The 21,798-nt window shown below is 39.9% G+C and carries 13 protein-coding genes; 7 read left to right on the forward strand and 6 right to left on the reverse strand.

Going from position 1 to position 21,798, the window contains the following annotated elements:
• From QQK02_RS08340 to QQK02_RS08360, 5 genes are all read right to left on the reverse strand, one after another.
• The gene (locus QQK02_RS08340) at positions 1–609 is read right to left on the reverse strand and encodes an energy transducer TonB (protein WP_284207539.1); all 609 of its coding nucleotides are present in this window, start codon (positions 607–609) and stop codon (positions 1–3) included.
• Positions 610–1,221: 612 nt separating this feature from the next.
• Entirely contained in the window at positions 1,222–2,118 is an 897-nt protein-coding gene (locus QQK02_RS08345) for an aspartyl protease family protein (protein WP_284207540.1), read from the reverse strand.
• 141 nt (positions 2,119–2,259) lie between these two features.
• Positions 2,260–5,004, reverse strand: coding sequence for a DNA polymerase I (polA, locus tag QQK02_RS08350; protein ID WP_284207541.1), 2,745 nt, complete (start codon positions 5,002–5,004; stop codon positions 2,260–2,262).
• 487 nt (positions 5,005–5,491) lie between these two features.
• On the reverse strand, positions 5,492–6,847 hold the full coding sequence (gene gorA / locus QQK02_RS08355; RefSeq protein ID WP_284207542.1) for a glutathione-disulfide reductase: 1,356 nt from the start codon (positions 6,845–6,847) through the stop codon (positions 5,492–5,494).
• 89 nt (positions 6,848–6,936) lie between these two features.
• Positions 6,937–11,472, reverse strand: coding sequence for an EAL domain-containing protein (locus tag QQK02_RS08360; protein WP_284207543.1), 4,536 nt, complete (start codon positions 11,470–11,472; stop codon positions 6,937–6,939).
• A gap of 182 nt (positions 11,473–11,654) precedes the next feature.
• Here QQK02_RS08360 and prlC point away from each other — a divergent pair, with 182 nt between their 5' ends.
• The 6 genes from prlC to ftnA all read left to right on the forward strand — a co-directional run bounded on the left by prlC (position 11,655) and on the right by ftnA (position 18,750).
• Complete coding sequence (prlC, locus tag QQK02_RS08365; RefSeq protein ID WP_284207544.1) at positions 11,655–13,694, forward strand: oligopeptidase A; 2,040 nt, start codon at positions 11,655–11,657, stop codon at positions 13,692–13,694.
• The gene (locus tag QQK02_RS08370; RefSeq protein ID WP_284207545.1) at positions 13,694–14,389 is read left to right on the forward strand and encodes a DNA-3-methyladenine glycosylase I; all 696 of its coding nucleotides are present in this window, start codon (positions 13,694–13,696) and stop codon (positions 14,387–14,389) included. The genes prlC and QQK02_RS08370 overlap by 1 nt, the downstream gene beginning before the upstream one ends.
• A gap of 4 nt (positions 14,390–14,393) precedes the next feature.
• Positions 14,394–15,179, forward strand: coding sequence for a class I SAM-dependent methyltransferase (locus QQK02_RS08375; RefSeq protein WP_284207546.1), 786 nt, complete (start codon positions 14,394–14,396; stop codon positions 15,177–15,179).
• Positions 15,180–15,296: 117 nt separating this feature from the next.
• Positions 15,297–17,231: a methyl-accepting chemotaxis protein gene (locus QQK02_RS08380; protein ID WP_284207547.1), complete on the forward strand. Its 1,935-nt coding sequence runs from the start codon at positions 15,297–15,299 to the stop codon at positions 17,229–17,231.
• Between the two features lie 386 nt (positions 17,232–17,617).
• Positions 17,618–18,091, forward strand: a complete 474-nt coding sequence (locus QQK02_RS08385; RefSeq protein ID WP_284207548.1) for a peroxiredoxin — start codon at positions 17,618–17,620, stop codon at positions 18,089–18,091.
• 131 nt (positions 18,092–18,222) lie between these two features.
• Positions 18,223–18,750 carry a non-heme ferritin gene (gene ftnA / locus QQK02_RS08390; RefSeq protein WP_284207549.1) on the forward strand — a complete coding sequence of 176 codons (528 nt, stop codon included), beginning with the start codon at positions 18,223–18,225 and terminating at the stop codon, positions 18,748–18,750.
• A 63-nt stretch (positions 18,751–18,813) separates the two neighbouring features.
• On the opposite strand, the gene QQK02_RS08395 is transcribed toward ftnA, so the two are convergent.
• Positions 18,814–20,331, reverse strand: coding sequence for a hypothetical protein (locus QQK02_RS08395; protein ID WP_284207550.1), 1,518 nt, complete (start codon positions 20,329–20,331; stop codon positions 18,814–18,816).
• Positions 20,332–20,564: 233 nt separating this feature from the next.
• Between QQK02_RS08395 and QQK02_RS08400 the strand changes: the two genes are divergently transcribed.
• Positions 20,565–21,749 carry a BaiN/RdsA family NAD(P)/FAD-dependent oxidoreductase gene (locus tag QQK02_RS08400; protein WP_284207551.1) on the forward strand — a complete coding sequence of 395 codons (1,185 nt, stop codon included), beginning with the start codon at positions 20,565–20,567 and terminating at the stop codon, positions 21,747–21,749.
• Positions 21,750–21,798 lie beyond the last annotated feature (49 nt).

A 21,798-nucleotide genomic window follows, 5' to 3' on the forward strand; every position in this document is an offset into this window, starting at 1 on the left:
CTAGGTGCTCTGATCCATCTTAAAATCAAGCTGAACCGTTAAACTGTGCTGCATAACTTGCTGGCCATCGACGGTTTTTGCTTGATACTTCCATTTACGTAGTGCTTGTTTAGCCGCTTTATTGAATATTCTTTTTGGCTCGGCATTAATCACTTTAACATTAACCACCTGCCCTATTTTATCAATATCAAAACCTAACACGACCCAACCTTCAATACCATTGCGACTTGCTTCGATTGGATAATTTGGATTAACACGGAAAATAGGACGTGCGCTAGCATCCCTTGGCCCGGAGAACGTCCCGGAAGCAACACTACTTTTAATTTGCACGGTAGGCGGTTCAAAACTAATAGATGTATCTAGTAAATGTGAATCATCTATTGTTTCTTTTAGCGCTAGCGGTTTTGGCTGCACTTTCGGTGGCGCCAATTTTATCCGCTCTATTTTTACTACTTGGCTTTTCTCTGGAGTGCGTGCAACTGAGACAGGAACGGCTTTAGGTGGCTCTTGAAAAACCACCTGCCCATTGTCTATCAAGCTAGCCATAAAGATAAATAGGCCAAACGTTGTCGCTAAACTTGCAACACCAATAAAAATTATTTTTCTCATAATTACCTCACAAATAAATTGACAATAAGTGTGATCACGAAAGCCTTCCTTATTGGCTTACAAATAAAACGTTTTAGAAATGAATAAAGGGTTAATGGCAGTAAAATAATTTAAAATGTAATTTTACAACAAGATATTTTGGATAAAAAAAAGCCGATGAGTTAATCATCGGCTTATTAGCTATGAGGAAAGCTAGAATATACAATTATTACAACAAGTGTTCGCGTTGAGGAACGATTTGAATTATAGAGTACCTACTCTATCTTTGTAAAGCTCTTTTTGTAGCTTTTTTACATTTACGTGTGTTTTTTTCAACAAAAAATAAAGAAGTGGTGTTTTATTAGCCATGAACTGTAATAAAGCCACATTTAATGTGGCTTTATTTTTTTGATATTGGCTAGGGGCTGTTGAGCTTTCATTTTAGCCTCTGCTTTAGGCTAATTTTGAAGATAACAAGGCGAGAAGAGAGTAATGTAGTTGTTCTACCTTAACGATTTTCAACGATGTTAGGTTTAAAATTAGCCAAAGCCCTTTGGGTTGCCTTTAAAAAGCGATATTCTTTTTCAAGGCAACAGAGTTACAAACTGAAAGATCAACAGACCCTAATTATGCTTAGCTTTCTTCAGGAATCGAAACATGCATATGACCACCTTTATAGTCAATAGTCAGTAAAAAGTGCTTAAAAACATCATAGCCAATAATCGCCTCTACTTTACGTCCTCGCATTCGCGTACCTAAAGTACGATGTTGGCTTTCTAAGTTTAAGGTTTCACCGTCTGCGGGAAAGGTGACAGCAACATCATCAAGCGTAAACGGCCCAAACTCTACGCCAGCAGTGGTTGCCTGTTCTGTAAAGGCACTGTCATTAACACCAGAAATAACGATATTACGTTCAACTTCTTCAAGCAAACCTAAACGAGAAGCCACACTTCTTGAAACAAGCAGCCCACCTGTACTACCGGTATCTAATAAGCCCCAAATGCTTTTCTCTCCAATCTTTATATTCACCAATGGTCGACCGGAGCCTTTTTGAGCTTGGAACTTTATGTTTTTAAGTTTTGGTAGATCGATGATATTTCTTTTCACTAAACGCATCTTTTGATTTGGGTAATCTATTTGAACAACAAAGGAAGCAAAGAAACCGGCACCAATAAGCATACCTTTTTCATGGTGGCCTAGTCGTATTTCCACGACATCATCGAACTTTATATTCGCACCAAATAGGTTTGCAGGAACTTGGTCATATGACTGACGTCTTTCTTCACCCACCACCCCTTGGATTAACATTTTTTGCCCTTTAATTAACTTCGGTTTGTGCTTAATTAGGAATGCCGTATTGATTCCGTTGACTTGGGCACCACTGTCTAATATTGCATGAGTTTCAATTCCCGCAACCGTCACAGGTATCATGATGTGACCATTATCAAGAGTAAAATCTAGCCACTGAGATACGCCAGCATAAGCGCTGACTGAAAAGAAAAATAAAACAACAGAAATGAATTTGAACATAACGCTTCCTTGCATATCAATAAGTTACGTTCAATAAGTTAACTTACGTCACGGCAAATGTAAACAAAAGGTTAATTTCGTAAGGCTTTAAAACAGGTTTTAATTCATCACGTTAACTCCATTAACGTGATGAATTATCCATTAATGGGCTTGATCCCAGTTTTCACCAACACCAGCTTCGGCAATGAGTGGGACAGACAAGCTCACTGCATCATTCATAATCGTAACGAGCTTTTCAACGGTTTCGTCGAGAATGTCCTGATGAATCTCAAAAATCAATTCATCATGTACCTGCATTGTCATGGTTATGCGTTGATCATTTTTCTCTAATAGCCATGCGTGCACTGAAATCATAGCTTTTTTAATGATATCAGCTGCAGTACCTTGCATTGGTGCATTGATCGCCGCACGCTCAGCCGCTTTTTTACGAGCTTGGTTCTTAGACTTGATATCAGGTAAATACAGGCGACGCCCATAAAGTGTTTCTACATAGCCTTGTTCACTCGCTTTTTGACGAGTGTCTTCCATATAAGTTAAAACACCTGGATAACGCTTAAAGTATAAGTCCATATAATCTTGTGCTTGTTTACGACCAATACCTAATTGTTTAGATAAACCAAAGGCTGACATGCCGTATATCAATCCAAAGTTAATCGCTTTTGCACTGCGTCGTTGGTTTGTTGTGACTTCTTCTAGCGACACGTCAAAAATTTCTGCCGCAGTCGCTTGGTGAATATCTCGCCCTTGGCTAAACGCATTTACTAAGCCTTCATCTTGAGATAAATGCGCCATAATACGTAATTCAATTTGAGAATAATCGATGGCTACAATCTTATGATCTGCTGGTGCAATAAAGGCCTGTCTGATCTTACGCCCTTCACTACTACGAATCGGAATATTCTGTAAGTTAGGATCTGTAGAAGATAAACGACCAGTTGCCGCAACCGCTTGATGATAAGACGTATGAACACGCCCCGTTTTACTACTGATCATTAACGGCAATTTATCGGTATACGTTGACTTCAACTTACTTAAACCACGGTGCTCTAAAATTAATTTAGGCAAAGGGTAATCTAACGCGAGCTCTTGCAGCACTTCTTCTGCAGTAGATGGAGCACCTTTTGGCGTTTTTTTGATTACAGGAATTTGTAAATCTTCAAATAAAATTTGCTGCAATTGTTTAGGCGAGCTTAAGTTAAATGCCTTACCAGCAATATTATGTGCCTCTACTTCAAGCTCTGCTAACCGACTACCAATCACATCACTTTGCTCATGTAATAAATCAGGGTCGATTAAAACGCCAGCTTGTTCCATGCTTGTTAATACAGGCATTAGTGGCATTTCAATATCATCGAATACAGACAATTGTAGTGTTGACTTAGCCAGTTTAGGATAAATAACTTGATGCAAACGCAAAGTAATATCAGCATCTTCAGCGGCGTAATGACCGGCTTTATCAATATCAATTTGGTTGAAGGTTAATTGTTTTGCACCTTTACCAGCAACTTCTTCAAACTTAACGGTTTGGTAGCCTAAATATTTATTTGCCAATGCATCCATGTTGTGGCGTGTTGCGACACTATTTAAGCAGTATGACTCAAGCATAGTGTCATAAGCGATCCCCTGAAGTTTAATATCATAATGACTGAGTACATTCGCATCGTACTTCAGGTTTTGACCTACTTTCTTAATTTCTTTGCTTTCTAATATTGGTTTTAGTTTGGCCAGTGCCTGTTCAAAATCAACTTGGATAGGCGCGCCTTCATAATCATGTGCCAATGGTAAATATGCAGCTTTACCGACTTCAACACTAAATGAAACACCAACTAACTTAGCAGCCATATAGTCGATCGATGTTGTTTCAGTATCAAAGGCAAAGACATCAGCCGATTTGATTTTTTCCAACCAAGCATCAAAAGCTTCATCAGTTAGAATAATGTCATATTCTGCATCGAGCTTTTCTGGCAAAGGTTCATCTTCTTCAGAATCATCGACAATTTGCTGAGTTCCAGCTTTGTCGCCTGCCTTAAGTTCAGCCAATAAACGTTTTAATTCAAACTGGCTATAAAGCTTTTCTAGTTTTTCAGTATTTGGAGCAGTCGGTAAAATTTGATCCACAGATTGATCTAACTCAACGTCTAACTTTATTGTTGCTAAATCATAAGAAAGCGGTAAACGTTCTATTGCATTGCGAAGGTTTTCACCAATTTTACCTTTAATTTTATCGGCGTTTTCAATGACACCATTGAGTGTTTTATATTCCGTTAACCATTTAACCGCCGTTTTAGGGCCACATTTGTCAACGCCTGGAATGTTGTCGACTTTATCCCCCATTAGCGCAAGGTAGTCGATAATTTGATCTGCACGTACACCAAACTTTTCAACAACACCATCAACATCCATAGCGGTGTTAGTCATGGTATTTATCAAGCTAACATGTGGCGTTACGAGTTGCGCCATATCTTTATCGCCTGTCGAAATAATGGTGTCGATACCTTGTTGGTCAGCTTGGTTTGCTAGCGTACCAATGACATCATCAGCTTCAACGCCTTCTATCACCAATAATGGTAAGCCCATTGCTTCAATGATCTCATGTAAAGGAGCAATTTGGCTGCGTAAATCTTCAGGCATTGGCGGGCGATTGGCTTTATATTCTGGGTACATGTCATTTCTGAATGTTTTACCTTTCGCATCAAATACCACGACCACATTTCCTTGTGGATATTCTTTTTGCAAGCTCTTAATCATATTCAGTACACCGGTAATCGCACCCGTAGGTTGGCCATCTGACGTTGATAGAGCTTGAAGATAAGGAACATGGTAGGCGCGGAAAAGATATGATGAGCCATCGACCAAGATAATTGGGGATAAGTTTGTCTTATTCATGTGATTGTATTTGGTGACAAAATAATGGGGTAAGCATGCCACAAACAGCGCGTACTCTCCACCGATATTGACGACAGTGGAAATAATCAGACCCACCTGTGGATAACTCTGTGCAAAAGCCACGAGAAATGCGACATACAAAAAGTCAATTTGATGTCGTTTATTTAACTATGCAATTGATTTTATTAAAAAAAGGTAAGACAAAGTTCCTTTTTTAAACACATTTCTTGTTTTTGTTTTTTTGTGAATAAAAATTTTTTATCCATTTTTATTTTGTTCGTTTTTACAGCAGAGACGCAAAAACGAGTTAAAAAGGTTAACAGAATCGAGAGGGAATACCAGCTAATTATTAAAACTTTTTTAAATTAATATGACAGATTAAAAGAACAAAAAAACATAAGCCATAAGATACAAGGCCTGACTAAAAATACGAAAAAAACGGTAGGTAAAATTGGGTCACTCACTACCGTTTTTTTACGATTTTTTATTAACGCATTGTCACGAATTCTTCAGCCGATGTTGGGTGAATAGCAACAGTATTATCAAAGTCAGCTTTAGTTGCCCCCATTTTAAGCGCAACAGCAAAACCCTGTAGTAATTCATCACTACCAAAGCCAATTGAATGTATACCAACAATCTTCTCTTCTTTACCAACACACACAAGTTTCATGCGTGTTGGATCACGATAATCTTCTGTCATCGCTTGGTACAACGCGGTAAATTGCGAGCTGTATACTTTAACTTGGTCTTCGCTATATTGAGCAATCGCTTCAGGCTCTGATAAGCCTACGGTGCCAATCACAGGGTGGCTAAACACAACCGTAGCTACGTTTTCATAATCCAAATGCTCATACGGTTTGTTGTTAAACAAGCGTTCAGATAAACGTCGTCCAGCCGCAACTGCCGTTGGCGTCAATTGAATACGCCCAGTGTTATCACCAACAGCAAAAATGTGTTCAACATTGGTGTTTTGATATTTGTCAGTAGGAATAAAGCCTTTTTCATCAAGGTTTACGCCAGTAACCTCTAGATTTAGATTATCTGTTGCTGGCTCACGGCCAATCGCCCAAACAAGCTGTTCTACTGGCGCTAGTTGTTTACCATTTTCTAAATGAACGACTAGCTTACCGTCACTTAGTTTTTCAATTTTAGTTGGCACACTATGGTTGTGAAGTGTTGGGCCATGTTTAGCCATTTGCTCAACTAACGTATCACTTAACATAGGATCAAAATTTCTCAATGGTTTTTCTTTACGAACAATCAAGTCAGTTTTCGTGCCCAATGCATGGAAAACACCAGCAAGCTCGACAGCAATATAACCAGCACCAACGACTGCTACACTAGTTGGTTGCTCTGTTAGTGCAAAAAAACCATTTGAATCAATACCATACTCTGCACCTGGTATTTGCGGTATAGATGGTCGGCCACCTGTTGCAATTAAGAACTTGTCCGCCGTATATTGCTGGCCGTCTACTTCAATTGTATTGGCGTTAACAAATCGCGCAAAGCCATTGATTAAAGTAACATTATTACTATCAAAACCTCGCTGATAGGCCGCATGAATACGTTCAATGTAGGCTTCTCTGTTACCAACCATACGTTGCCACGAGTAGCCCTGTTGAGAAACGTCAAAACCATAGTCATGGCTGTATTTTAACGCATCGGAAATTTGCCCTGCATACCACATGGCTTTCTTGGGTACACAACCAACGTTTACACAAGTACCGCCAACTGCGTTTGCCTCAACGATAGCGACTTTTTGACCATGCATTGCTGCTCTGTTAGCAGACGCAATGCCACCACTACCGCCACCTATGGCAATATAATCAAAATGATTAGACATAATTAACCTTCACGTGTTTTGAATGCTTGAAGTAATAGTTGGGCATAAAGTGTCGAATTACAAGCATTGCCACAAGAATATCAGCCAACTTAGGTGTCTCTATATTCTTTTGCAAGCCTATCACCAATATCCTGTGCTGGTATTGGTTTACTAAATAAGTAGCCTTGAATGTAACGACAACCCAGGCTTGTTAAGTAATCAAGTTGTTGTTGTGTTTCAACACCTTCAGCAACACAGCGCTTATTTAAGCTATTGGCAAGTACTAAGGTTGCGTCAACAATCGCTTGATCTGTAGGGTCTTCACCAATACCCGCTGTAAAGCTGCGATCAACTTTAATAATATCGAGAGGTAGTTGCTTTAAATAACCCAGTGACGAATAACCAGTACCAAAATCATCTAAAGCGAGCTCTATCCCCATTTGTTTAAGCTCATTCATGGTTTCAGTGACCTTATCTGGCTCTTTGATCAATGCAGACTCGGTTATCTCTATTTTCAATGCGCGCGCTGGTAAGTCGAATTTTTCTAATAAACAACGTACCTGACGTATCAATTCTTTATCATTGAAGTGCACCGCTGATACGTTTAGCGATAGATAAAAGTCAGGCACGATTTGACGCCAAGCCTTAACGTGTTCTAGACCTTTAGTTAATGATGTAACCGTCATTTCACCAATTAGTCCAAGCTCTTCAGCCATGGGAATAAATTGAATCGGTGAAATCATGCCGTCTTTCGTTGGCCAACGCAGTAGTAATTCAACACCAACACTTTTCTTATTTTGGGTATCGATAATAGGTTGGTAATAATTAACAAATTGACTTTCTGCGAGCGCAAATTTTAGACGCGTTTCTTGTTTTACTCGCTCAGCAACTTGCTCATTCATTTGTTCAGTAAAAAACTGAAAGTGATTGCGCCCATTTTGTTTTGCATGATACATGGCAATGTCTGCACTTCTGAGCAACTCAGCAGAATCATTGGCATTAAACGGGGAAATAGCGATACCAATACTCGCGCCAATAGTGACGATATGTTCGATTAACGTGAACGGCTGTGCTAAACAATCAATGATGCTTTGTGCAATTCTTGCAACATCTTTCATTTGCTCATAGTTTTCAATCAACACAACAAACTCATCACCACCTAAGCGGGCAATGGTATCTTCTGTGCGCAACGCATTTTTTAGGCGTTCGGTGACAACTCTCAATAGCATGTCGCCATAGTCATGTCCTAGGCTGTCGTTAACTTGTTTGAATCTATCTAGGTCGATAAACAGTAATGCCATCTCTGAATTATGGCGCTGCACAACCATCATGGCATGTTCAATTCGATCAAGTAACAGCGTCCTATTTGGCAGCCCTGTTAAATGATCGTAATTGGCCATATAGCGAAGCTCTTGCTCGGCATTTTTTTGCGCCGTAATGTCCGTAATCAAGCATACATAGTGCTGTTGTTTATCATGTTGCGATACACCCACCGTGATATTAATAAGCACATGATATTCTTTGCCGCCTTCAATGGTGACTAGCTCGTCGCCACGCCAACTTTCACCTGGCGAGAGTGCTTGAATTAACTCGATATAATGCTGTCGCTTGGTTGGAGGGAGTGTTGCTGCAAACTTAGCGATAGGTAAGTCTTCTTGTTCCCAACCAAATACGTCACGAATCGCTTGGTTAGCGGTTATTTTCGTTAGATCGTGATTAAGAATAACCACCCAATCTTTTGTTTGAGCGAAAGCTTCCCCGTAATATTGTGCCCTTTCCTCATCGGCTCTCGTTTCCGTAATATTGGTATAAGAGCCTGTTACACGATTAGGTTTACCACTTTGATCAAGGGATACAATTTTTCCAAGGTCTTTAAACCATAACCAATCACCGTTTTCAGCCTTTAGACGATAGGTACAAGCAAAGTTTTCATTAAGATCGGCACGTTGTAAAAACTTTTGCCAAGCACTAAGAAATTCAGTTTTATCTTCTGCATGAATCAAATCGAGGTGTTGTGAAAAATGATAAGCACTTTCTGCATAGCGATAACCCAATTCTTGGTTGATTCTTTGTGAAAACAGCATATTATCGCCAGCCTGCCAATCCCAGACATCGCTATTGCTGCCTTTAAGTGCCAGCTGTAATCGATTCTCACGGTATTTAACTTCTTCATGGGCTTTTAGTAACGCTAATTGACGCAAGCGGCGTCGATAAATAGTCAGCGATAAAAGCGTTAATACGACAATTGTATATAGTGTATAAGCTAAAGGAGAGCTCCATGGCGCATAGGAAACAGCAAAGTGAATATTAAGAGGCTTAGATTCAACACCAGAATCAGGCGACACAGAAGTCACCTTTAATGTATGTTTACCAGAGGCTAAGCGAGGAAAAACAACAAAGTTATCTTTTGTTGCTGGGAACCTAATTGACTCAGGACCTTGGAGTTCAAAAACATATTTTTGTTCCCCCATATTTAAGAAATCAAAGTCAGTAAATTCAATGCGCACCCCGACATCATCGTAGTTCAATGGCACAGTGATATTTTGAGAGGTGTATAGTGGGAATGCTTTTTCCGTTGATAGCACTTGAAAATTAGAGATTTGCACATCAAAAATCTGTTTTTCTTCCGACAGTTTTTTTAACAATATTGGATCGACGAGGCTAAAGCCTGCAGTAGAGCCAAAAGCCATATGACCATTAGTTAATTTTAACACCGCACCTAAATTAAATTCCTTTCCTACTAGGCCGTCTAGCTCGTTGAAATGACGTATTTCTTTAGTTTTGGGGTCAATCGAGTAAATACCATTATGACTACTAAACCATATATCACCTGCACTATCTGCTATCAAACCATAGACATTATTATTGATATCATGACTTTTATAGTTTATTTCAGTGATTAATTGATAACTTGATGCATCTAAAACGATAATCCCATCGCCGTATGTGGCTAGCCAAAGCTGGTTATACTCGTCGATATATGAATTGATAAAAGGAGACCATTCAGCACCAGCAACACCAGCATTATCATAGACTTTTATCGTCTGTTGAGTGTCTACATTCAATGTATAAAGCGCATTGCCACTTGAAAACAAAACATGATGTTCATCTAGTTTTTGTAGAAAATATCCTAAGTTGCCTTTTAGGCCGTTCTCCTCAAAGTGATAGCGTTTTACTATCGCCCGCTGATTAAAATCAATAACAACTATTTCATCTCGACTGATATACCAGCCAATATTATTTTCATCAAAAATGAGTTGATTATAGTCACCATTGAGTAGCGACTTTATCTCAGACTTATTATCAAAGAAATCAACATAGCCACTTTGCATATCTAAAAGGTAACTGTTGTAACCCGTTATGACAAGTAGCTCATCTTGATTGATAAACCTCAACTGATATACATGGTTTTCGCCATACATGTAATTGTCGGTTAGATCTTGGTAATAATGGCGGTAATCATTGGTTTGAAGATTCTTTTTCGTTAAACCGTTAGACGTACCTATCCATAATTCATCAGGGTTAGTTGGCGACTGCTCAAAGCCCCAAACATCGCCAACCGGTAAACTGTTTATGGTATTGCGAGAATAGACCGTATTGTCAATTGCAGCACTAGGCTTACTTAACACCAATAAGCCACGAGAGCTTGTACTTAACCACAACCGTCCTAGATGATCACTCGATACATGGATCACACGTTCATCACTAATTTTATCGGATAGTTGGTTGGCGGTTGTAACTAACTCTATGCGATTACTGTTTAGCCGATAGGCATATAAGCCTTGTTCGGTAGCCACATAAAGCGAGTTATCAAGTAAGTGAAAATCCCACACCGAGGCACTGCTTTCAATCTGTTGATATGCAAAAGACTCGTCGCTACCAGCAACTTGTTTTAATGCTTGAAAATTTGCCGAATAAATACCGCGGTTAGTACCAATATATAGGGTGCCTTCAATATCGATAATTAAACGGTATATTTTGTTAGCTTCCAAAATAAGCTTTTGATCTGATTGCTGGTTAGGTAATACGAGCGGCAACTTCACTAAGGTTGATTTGGCTAAATCATAGATATATAAACCTTCTCGGGTACCAATAATTGCCGTATTGTCATGCACTAAAAACGATAGCACCGCATAAGGTGTTTGAAACTTACCACTAAGTTCGGCTAATTGAGTGACTTGATACGAATGAACATCAACACTTAGCAGCGATGTAGAAGTCAACATCAACAGCTTGTTGTTATCGGCCAACGCTATTGAAATAATATAATCATCAAAGCGATTTGACGGAGCATAAACGGAACGATAGTCATTGGTTTCTGGATTAAAAAACACTAAGCCTTTTTTTTCTAATACCAGCCAAATATTGCTATTCGTATCCTGCAAAATATCTTGAGCAATATCATCGGCAAAAACATCGTCTGGCCCCTTAAAGGATCTAAATCGATAGCCATCAAAGAGATCAACGCCATTCTCATTTAATGCCCAGATATAACCTTTTTTATCTTGAATTAGTTGATTAATCGTTCCTTGGGATAAGCCACTATCTGTGTCTAAATGCACAACTTTATGGTACTCATCTGCCTTGGCGACCACAGCCAATAAAAAAGCGAAAAATAAAACAGAAAGCCTAATCACTTCACTCACACCAACCACTTTTTGAATAACAGCAATGTAACATTTTGCTACAGCACAAGTTTCATTATAGATTACAAAAAAATAAACCTATTATCTATAAGGTTTTATCATGGATAAACACAGAATAAATGCTTGAATTTATGCTTATTCGTCACTACATATTAACTATCATGAACAACAATAAGCTCTTTATGACAAACGCATCACTACAATCGGATTTATTACCCCAATTCTCAAACATTCAACCTTCAGCAATTAAAACAAATGTCGCCTCTGCCATTGAACATTGCAAAACCGTGATTGAAAGTGCATTGGCAAACAACGAGCACTACACTTGGCAAAACCTTATTATGGTGATTGACGATGCTGACGACAAGTTAAGTCGCTTATGGTCACCGATTGGCCACTTAAACTCAGTAAAAAGTAGTGATGAACTGCGTGAAGCCTATGAATCGTGCTTACCACTACTATCGGAATACTCGACGTTTGTTGGTCAACATAAAGGCTTATACCAAGCTTATGAACAAATCGCGCACAGCGAAGCGTTCTCATCGCTGACACCACCGCAGCAAAAAGTGATTAACGACGCGCTGCGCGATTTCAAACTCTCTGGTATTGCTTTACCGCAAGCCGAACAAGCGCGTTATGGCGAAATCGTTACGCGATTATCTGAGTTAGGTTCAACATTTAGTAATAATTTACTCGACGCGACTCAAGCATTCACAGTAACTATTGAAAGTGAAGGTGAATTATCTGGTCTGCCACAAAGCGCGAAAGATGCTGCAAAAGAACTAGCCAACAGCAAAGATAAATCTGGTTGGTTATTCACTTTGGATTTTCCAAGTTATTTACCTGTCATGATGTACGCTGATAACGAGTCATTGCGCGAAACCATGTACCGAGCCTTTGCTACACGTGCGTCTGAACAAGGTCCTAACGCTGGTGAATATGACAATTCAGCTGTGATGAGCGAGATCCTCGAATTGAGACATGAGCTTGCTCAACTATTAGGCTTTAGTAACTTTGCTGAAAAGTCGTTAGCAACAAAAATGGCGTCATCACCTGATGAGGTTTTTGGTTTTTTACATGATTTAGCCAACAAATCAAAGGCACAAGGCCAGAATGATTACCAAGAGCTGATTGCATTTGCCAAAGAAAAACACAACAAAACTGATCTACATGCATGGGATTTACCTTATTACAGCGAAAAGCTTAAACAAGATCGTTACGCAATTTCTGACGAACAATTACGACCATACTTTCCTGAAGAGCGCGCAGTAAATGGGCTTTTCACAGTAGTACACAAACTATTCAATATCACTATCAAGCAACGCAATGATATTGATGTATGGCATGAAGACGTCAAATTTTTTGATATTTTTGACGAAACGAATCAACTGCGCGGTAGCTTCTATCTCGACCTTTATGCACGAGAGAAAAAGCGTGGTGGCGCCTGGATGGACGAATGTGTTTGTCGTCGTGAATTAGCTGATGGCAGCATTCAATTACCTGTCGCTTACCTTACTTGTAACTTCAATCGCCCTGTTGGCGATAAACCTGCACTATTTACACACGACGAAGTGGTCACCTTATTCCACGAATTTGGTCATGGCATTCACCATATGCTAACTAAAATTGGTGATAGTGGTGTTTCAGGTATTAACGGCGTGCCATGGGATGCGGTTGAGCTACCAAGTCAGTTTTTAGAAAACTGGTGTTGGCAACCTGAAGCATTAGCTTTCATCTCTGGTCATTACGAAACCAATGAGCCGTTACCGCAAGATTTACTCGATAAAATGTTAGCGGCTAAAAACTTTCAATCAGCGATGCAAATGCTACGCCAGCTAGAGTTCAGCCTGTTTGACTTTACCATGCACGCCAATTATTCACCGGCACGTGGTGATGAAATTCAAAAAGTATTAAATGAGATACGTCAGCAAGTTGCGGTAATAAAAGCCCCTGAATTTAATCGTTTCCAACATAGCTTTGGTCATATCTTTGGTGGCGGATATGCTGCGGGTTATTACAGCTATAAATGGGCTGAAGTATTGTCAGCAGATGCTTTTTCTAAATTTGAAGAAGAAGGCATTTTTAACGCGGATACCGGTCATGCATTCTTGACCAATATTCTTGAGAAAGGTGGTTCTCAAGAGCCTGCTGAATTGTTTATGGCCTTCCGTGGCAGAGAGCCAGAAATAGGTGCTCTTTTACGTCATAGCGGAATTGAATAATGGCGCAAGAGTCTTTTAAACAGTTATTGCAGCGCGCTGTAGAGCGTAAAGGTAGCCTCGCCAATGTTAATTTACTCATTGGTGACGCGCCAAATGAACATGCATTACTGGCGCAGCAAGATGCGCGCTATTTAGCGCATTTTACCAAGAAAGTTTTCCAGTCGGGCTTTGTTTGGCGGGTTGTTGAAAAGAAATGGCTTGATTTTGAAGAGGTTTTCTTTTCCTTTGATATTGAAAAAATTCTCATGATGCCAGAAGAAATGCTAGAGCGAAAAGCAAGTGATCCCAAAATCATTCGCAACTTCAATAAAGTAAAAACGATAAAAGCGAACGCTCAAATGATATTCAACGAGCAACAAAATGGTCATACATTTGCCGAGTTTATCGCCAACTGGCCAGCCGACAACATTATTGGTTTATGGGCGTACTTAAAAAAAGAAGGCGCGCGCTTAGGCGGTAACACCGGTCCATATGCATTAAGAGCGCTCGGTAAAGATACATTTCTTCTTTCACGAGATATTGAAGCCTATATGCGTGCATTTAAGATAATTGATGGCGGTGTTAACGCCAAAAAAAGTCATCAAGCCATACAAGCGTGCTTTAATCAGTGGCATCAAGAAAGCGGGCTAAGCTACCAACAGCTTAGTCGACTCGTGGCAATCGCAACCGGCGATAATCATCTACAGGCGGAATAACAATATGCCAACTATTGCACTGGGCTATTGCGACAAAGTTGATGTCGATTTAGCAAAGAAAATTGCTCAACAATGGCAATTTGAATATATCGGCGATGCTGCTGCGGCAAAGCACAGGCAAGATATCGATTTCCTTTTACAGGTTGATAACCAAACATTGTCGTTAAAGAAATTAGATGAGCCGAAACTCGGTGGCGTATTGGTCGATTTTGTTGAAGGCGCTAGTGCTCATCGTCGAAAATTTGGTGGTGGCCGTGGTCAAGATATTGCTAAAGCCGTTGGTCTTAAACATGGTTTTACACCGACGGTGTTAGACGCCACGGCAGGGTTAGGCCGAGATGCTTTTGTCCTAGCTAGTTTAGGCTGTCAGGTTACCCTTATCGAGCGCGTTCCAGCAGTTGCCGCGTTATTAGAAAATGGTATTGAGCGTGCTCTACTTAATGTAGAGACCGCAACAATTGCCCAAAACATGCAATTACAACACTGCTCTTCAATTGACGAAATGCAGCAATATGGTGAACACGATATTGTCTATTTAGACCCTATGTACCCACATCGTGAAAAGTCAGCAGCGGTTAAGAAAGAAATGCGCGTTTTTCAAACCTTAGTTGGTGAAGATCTAGATGCTGACAAATTATTTGAACCAGCATTTGAGCTGGCTAAGTACCGCGTTGTAGTTAAGCGCCCAAACTACGCTGAGCCAATAGCAGGCAAGAAACCTTCCACGAGCATTAAAATGAAGAAAAACCGTTTTGACGTTTATGTTAAACAAGGCATCCCTAAAGCATAAAGTTATCAAAACGGTTGTATGCCATAACAACAAGTAATAAAAGCGTCACTTAACTGAAACAAAAGTGAAATATAAATCACCGAGAATAGTTATTTCGTTCTTTAGGAGATTTACCGATTGCGTGTTTCATCATTTTCTCGACTTTCAGTCATAGCAATTAGCCTTTTCACCGTATTGTTCTTTCTTGCTATGTATCATGTAGCAACAACACTCACCGACAGCAAACAAAGGCTTTCAACATATCAGGCAGTTAAAAAGACAACGGAAGTAGATTTCTACCGTACCATAGCCAGCTACCTATCTTCAGGCGACGCCAGTTTATTAACGGAAGCTGAATCTCACTTAGACAAAATTAAACAACTCGCTAGCGAAGTAAATATTGCTAACTTTTCAAACCAACTTAGTGCACAAGCAGAGCAGCTAAAGCAAGATTTAACGCTAAAGTATCGTGCAATGGGCAAACAAAGTGGCGACCCGATGGTGCTTTTACGCAATAGCGAACAAGGCATGCTTGCCAGTAACCAATCATTGGCCGATTACGTTGAGCAAAGTACTGAAATCAATCAACAAGAACGCATTGACTATTTAAAAACGATACAAGCCATTCATCACGGTATCACTCAGTTATCGTTACAACGAGAAAAGCTGTTTTTAAATCAACAAACCACGCAACAATCTATTAATCGAGAAACAAACAACCTCAAAGCATTACTCGCTCGATTAGAAAATATGCCGTCGTTAAGTATCTTTGACGAATCAGATGTCGATGAAGACGACCTATTATTTGATGAAGACGAAGACGCAACAGAGCTTAGCCAAGAGGCTATTGACGAGCTCAACTCGATTTTGAATCGTTACCTAAATGATTTAGGTAATACGTTCGATCAAATCACTCAGCGCCAGCAAGGGCTAAGTATTCTGCAAGCTGACGTTGCCGAGCTTGAACAAACCATTAAAGCGAGTGAAACCTTTATTCTTGAAGAACAAGAGCAAATTAACCAACAGTTAAAAGTGATTGTGGTGGTGATGCTTGTTTTCTTGACGACATTTTTGGCAAGTAACTACTGGTTGATGCGCTCTGTTGTATTAAGCCCGTTACGCAAACTACGTGACGCTTTCGTGTCTTTAGTACAAGAAGGACGCGTTGATAACATTACAGGGATTTCGCCAAAAACCGAGTTAGGCGAAATTTCATCAAGCTTTAACCAGATGGTAAATAAACTGGCGGAAGAAGATAAACAAAAAGCGGAACAACTTTCGTTAGTCGCCAATGCCATGGAAACCATGGAAAGCCAAGCTTATCAAATTCTAACGTCATCAAATTCAACTTCTGAGCAACTCACTGCTGTAGATAACATCATGACGGAATTGTCACAAGTCACTGAAGTCGTTAACACGCTATCTCACCAAGTCGTTGAAAATGCGCAAGCAACTCAACAAGCAATGGGTGAAAGCCAGCAAATGGCAACGGAAGTATTAACGGCAAGTGATGCGACAAATCAAGCTGCGACATCTGGCAAAAATGCGATTCAGTCCTTAAGCCAATCAGTGGAATCAGTGGGTTTAATTGTCGATGTGATTAGTTCTATTGCCGATCAAACCAACTTATTAGCATTGAATGCAGCTATTGAAGCGGCGCGTGCTGGTGAACATGGTCGCGGTTTCTCGGTAGTTGCTGACGAAGTAAGGCAACTCGCCGGAAAAACACAAGACTCACTAAATCAAGTAAGCCAGCGACTAGAGCAGTTAAATCAAGCGAGCCAAGATCTCACTGACACCATCTTTGACATTGAGCAAGCGTCCACCAAACAAAAAGACATTGCTCTATCGTTAAAAAACAACGCAGAGGTAGTGGTTGAGCAAGCCGTAACCTCAGCGCAAGTATCACAAAATTCACTGACTCACATCAATGAACAGCGTACTCACTTCACCCGTTTTGAAACTGCAATGGTACAAGTGAATGAAGAAGTAAACTTATCAAAATCACGCGCTAAGACAATTTCTGATGATGTTGCGCAACAGGTCAAAGACATTAGTAAAACCCTTCAATAACACTCAAGTTAGCCTAGCACTCACGGTGCTGGGCTAATGATTTCTCCGCCATGTTAAACTACAATTAAGCAAGAACATCAACATACCTTCTTGTGACAACAATTAGCCGCAGACAAGTGTCGTTTGATTACGATGAACTTGTGCAATCTCACTAGCGACACTGGCAATATACTGTAGACAAGAAAACATTAGGAAACGTCCTATGGCCAAGTCTCTATGTAAGTGGAAGAAAAAGGACATTGAAAAAAGTATTCATGAGCTCATTCACCTGCTTGAAAAACCAAGATTTGTTTGCAAGGATTGTGCACGGTGCGCACATGACAAAGGCTTTCTTTGTAAGCCCATCAAAATGAAATAAATTCTCAACAATACGATAAGAAGAAATAATGATTAAAGTTAATGAAAAAATGCCTATTGGCCACCTACAACAATTAGTTGATGGCAACCTTGTCACTCATAATTCAGCTGAACTGTTTGCTAACCGTAAAACTGTCTTATTTGCTGTGCCGGGTGCGTTTACCCCGACATGTTCAGCAGCACATTTACCTGGCTATGTTGTTAAAGCCGACGAGCTCTTTGGTAAAGGCGTAGATCAAATTGTTTGTTTATCGGTAAATGACGCCTTTGTTATGTCTGCTTGGGGCGACGCTCAAAATGCTGACAACATTATGATGCTGGCTGACGGCGATGGCAGTTATAGCCAAGCCTTAGGTTTAGCGATGGAAACCGGTGAGTTTGGCGGCTTACGTTCAAAACGTTATGCAATGATCATTGAAAATAATGAAGTTACGAGCTTATTCATTGAAAACCCTAAAGAATTTGAAGTAAGTAAGGCTGAAGTGGTTTTAAAAGATTTATAACATACTGAAAACAAGAACAATTATCATTTTAAATAACTGTTTTTATTAACTTTTTTGTGAGCTTTTTATTGAGTTCTATCGTAGTTACAGGCAGAATCCTGTTTATAAATTTTTAAAATAGAGAGAGCATCATGTTAAAACCAGAAATGGTCGACAAGCTTAACGATCAAATCAATTTAGAATTCTTTTCTTCAAACCTGTATTTACAAATGAGTGCATGGTGTGAAGAGCAAGGCTTTGAAGGTGCGGCTGAGTTTATGCGCAAGCATGCAATTGAAGAAATGGAACACATGAACCGCTTATTCACTTACGTGAGTGAAACCGGTGCTCTGCCAATTTTAGGCACTATTGAAGCGCCATCTCATCAATTTGCTTCTTTAGGTGACGTGTTTCAAGAAACATACAAGCACGAATGTTTAGTAACCGAGCGCATTAATTCACTAGCGCACGCGGCTTTCCAAAGCCAAGACTATTCGACCTTCAACTTTCTACAATGGTATGTTGCTGAGCAGCACGAAGAAGAGAAGTTATTTAAAGGTATTTTAGATAAAATTGAATTGGTTGGTGAAAACGGTCAAGCACTATTCTTTATTGATAAAGACCTTGCTGAGCTAGCTAAAACAGGCTCTCCAAGTATTATGACAAGCACTGGTGAATAACACCTAACACTGTTAAAAAAAGGCTTCTCAAATGAAGCCTTTTTTATTGTCTGAAATTTATGGTTATTCGCTATTAGTTAGCAGGTGTTGTGCTAGTAATGTGGCACTAAAACCCGTTGGCGAATTATCGTCTTCTTCTATCACTAAAAACTGATTGCTAGAGGTTTCATCTAAGATCATTTCAAAACTCGCTAAGATAACATCACTACTGTTATCTTTCGCTGTTAAGTAGACTTCATAGGTATTGTTATTGAGCGTTAAACTATCGGTGTCTGCATAACCCGCAGCAAGTTTATTATCCGCCGTAGTAATCGTTTCACTTGAGCGCACAAAATATGCGTTAACTGCGCTATAAAGTTCGTCATCAATCAAGTTGACTAACATGACTTGATGACTGTAAAGGCCCGTTAATTGACTGTTATCAACGACCAAGCTGTGCACGGTAAATTCAATTTCATCAACTTGCCCATCTCCGTCTTCATCAACATCACCGTCACCGTCTTCATCGACATACTCTTCATCACCATATAGAAATACGGTTTTTGCACTATTTTCAGGTAAGGATAAAAGATGGTTTTTCAACAACGATTGGTTTTGACCACTGATGAGAACATCTAGGCTAAAATCGCCATTCTCATTAACAACTGATTCGGTGTATTGGCCAATGGCTATTGCTTGAGCGACTGGGTCGTTATCTGTCCCTTGTAAATAGACATCTACCTCTCCTTGATATTCAGGAAAGTATTCATCAGCAAGACCAATTGCGTTGTAAAAAGAAACTTGCGCCTGAGCATTCACATCTGACAATGCCACTATCGCAGTATTTGAAATACGGTCCATCAAATATGGCGATTGACTATTACTTGGGTTTTCACGAATAGCCATTAAGTATTGCGCAGAATAAGAAAACGCAACTTCTTCAGATTCAAAAACAACGTCTGTATCACCACTAGCTGTTAAATAGAAAATATAGCTACCCTGCTCTAGCTTTTGATTTTCTAACAAGGTTTGGTAGTTAGCTGTATCAAACAGAATCGCTTCATTAAAGGTTTCGTCTGTTTTCGAATAATAGACATCAAGAGGCACTTCTTGGCTATTGAGTACACGTAGATTAAACAGGTCGTAGGTATCATCGTCATCGTCAGCAATCATTGGATATTGATAAACGCTCACTTGTGCCAATTGCACATCGTTGTCGATAACGACAAAATGCATGGTGTCTTCTGTGATTTCAAGTGGGCCTTGATCAATAATGGCTAACTCAGAACGTTCCGAACTGTCATCATCTTGCCAAGCAAGTTCATAGAAATAACTAGCCGATGGGTATTGTGCATAGCTTAACGCCTCACCATACCCTAAGCCGTTATAGGTAATTTCAACTGCATCAGTTTCACTGGTTTCTAAATCTTCATCGACGGTAAAAATAATGTCTGGTGCATTACTCGATGCATTATAAAACTTTACATAACCAACGCCACTATCATCACTACTTGAGCCACACGCTACCAGTAAACTGGTTAACAAGGCGGTACACGTTGACTTGATCAGCCAAGGTTTTTTTTCTAATTTTTGCTTAAACATACTACTCCCAAACTCTCAGTAAAGTCATTTTATAATTGCTGCATATTGCGCAGTCCGAGGTAGTAGAACACATGACTTAGGGACAAGTTCATACCTTTACGAACTCTTTGCGTTTCTTTACGCAGCTTTACGTAGCTTTAACATGGTGCACAAACCGTGCAGTTCAAAAGCTTGCTAGCTACTAAGACCAATAACTTTTATAATGCCGCCATCAAATATGGTGAGGATTAGCAGTGAAACAAACAGATGTCTTAGTTATTGGTGCAGGTGCAGCGGGCTTGATGTGCGCCGCTACTGCGGGTTATCGAGGCAAGTCTGTTACTGTAGTAGACATGGGTAAAAAGCCCGGCAGAAAAATTCTTATCTCTGGCGGGGGGCGCTGTAACTTTACGAATGAAAACGCAAGTCCTGAAAACTATTTATGTCAAAATCCTCATTTTGTAAAATCTGCCCTTAGCCGATATACCGCACAAGACTTCATTGAGTTAGTTGAACGCCACGCCATGCCCTTTCATCATAAAACATTGGGACAGTTATTTTGTGATAATGGCGCACAAGATATTGTCGATATTTTGATGACCGAATGTGAATGGGCGCAAGTTAACGTGGCGATGCGCAGCGAAGTACTCTCAATAAAAAAGCAAGCGGAAGGCTTTATTGTTAAAACGACAGACACTGCCTATCAATGCCAATCTTTGGTGGTCGCTAGTGGTGGGCTCACTATGCCTAAACTGGGCGCAACGCCAATTGGTTATAAAGTTGCTGAACAGTTTGAACTCAACGTTTTACCAACAACAGCTGCTTTAGTGCCATTTACATTACATGATCACGACAAACAGAAATTTGATGGCCTTTCAGGCATTAGTTTGCCAACCAAAGTAACCAGTGAAAATGGCGTAAGTTTTCGCGAAAACATTCTGTTTACTCACCGCGGCATTTCTGGACCAGCAATTTTACAAATATCTTCTTTTTGGCAAGCTGGCCAAGCAGTCACTATTGATTTGCTACCTGACACACCAATTGATTCATTGATTAAATCGTGGCGTGACCAACACCCACAAAAGTCTTTAAAAAATATGCTGGCTACCATCATGCCAAAGCGCTTTGTAGAAATGCTGGTTCAACACAAAGACATTACCGATAAAAGCATTAACCAAATGAGCAATGACGAAGTGACTTACCTTTCACAATACCTACATCAGTGGCAAATAAAACCAAACGGCACAGAAGGTTATCGCACGGCAGAAGTCACTTTAGGCGGTGTTGATACCGATGAGCTCTCTTCAAAAACTTTCGAAAGTAAAAAGGTGCCAGGCTTGTTTTTTATTGGTGAGGTAATTGATGTAACTGGTTGGTTAGGCGGTTACAACTTCCAGTTCGCATGGAGCTCAGGTGTCGCATGTGGACAGGCGTGTTAATTAGATTGAAGGAATTATAACGAAGACATTTTGCTAAGAACGAAGACAA

This window comes from Thalassotalea eurytherma, assembly GCF_030161415.1.
GTDB classification, from domain to species: domain Bacteria; phylum Pseudomonadota; class Gammaproteobacteria; order Enterobacterales; family Alteromonadaceae; genus Thalassotalea_G; species Thalassotalea_G eurytherma.

Bases quoted from the DNA above. Each gene is read 5' to 3' on its own strand.
- QQK02_RS08385 (WP_284207548.1), top strand. From the start codon at position 17,618: ATGATTAAAGTTAATGAAAAAATGCCTATTGGCCACCTACAACAATTA.
- QQK02_RS08340 (WP_284207539.1), bottom strand. From the start codon at position 609: ATGAGAAAAATAATTTTTATTGGTGTTGCAAGTTTAGCGACAACGTTT.
- QQK02_RS08395 (WP_284207550.1), bottom strand. From the start codon at position 20,331: ATGTTTAAGCAAAAATTAGAAAAAAAACCTTGGCTGATCAAGTCAACG.
- QQK02_RS08370 (WP_284207545.1), top strand. From the start codon at position 13,694: ATGGCGCAAGAGTCTTTTAAACAGTTATTGCAGCGCGCTGTAGAGCGT.
- gorA (WP_284207542.1), bottom strand. From the start codon at position 6,847: ATGTCTAATCATTTTGATTATATTGCCATAGGTGGCGGTAGTGGTGGC.
- QQK02_RS08375 (WP_284207546.1), top strand. From the start codon at position 14,394: ATGCCAACTATTGCACTGGGCTATTGCGACAAAGTTGATGTCGATTTA.
- prlC (WP_284207544.1), top strand. From the start codon at position 11,655: ATGACAAACGCATCACTACAATCGGATTTATTACCCCAATTCTCAAAC.
- ftnA (WP_284207549.1), top strand. From the start codon at position 18,223: ATGTTAAAACCAGAAATGGTCGACAAGCTTAACGATCAAATCAATTTA.
- QQK02_RS08345 (WP_284207540.1), bottom strand. From the start codon at position 2,118: ATGTTCAAATTCATTTCTGTTGTTTTATTTTTCTTTTCAGTCAGCGCT.
- polA (WP_284207541.1), bottom strand. From the start codon at position 5,004: ATGAATAAGACAAACTTATCCCCAATTATCTTGGTCGATGGCTCATCA.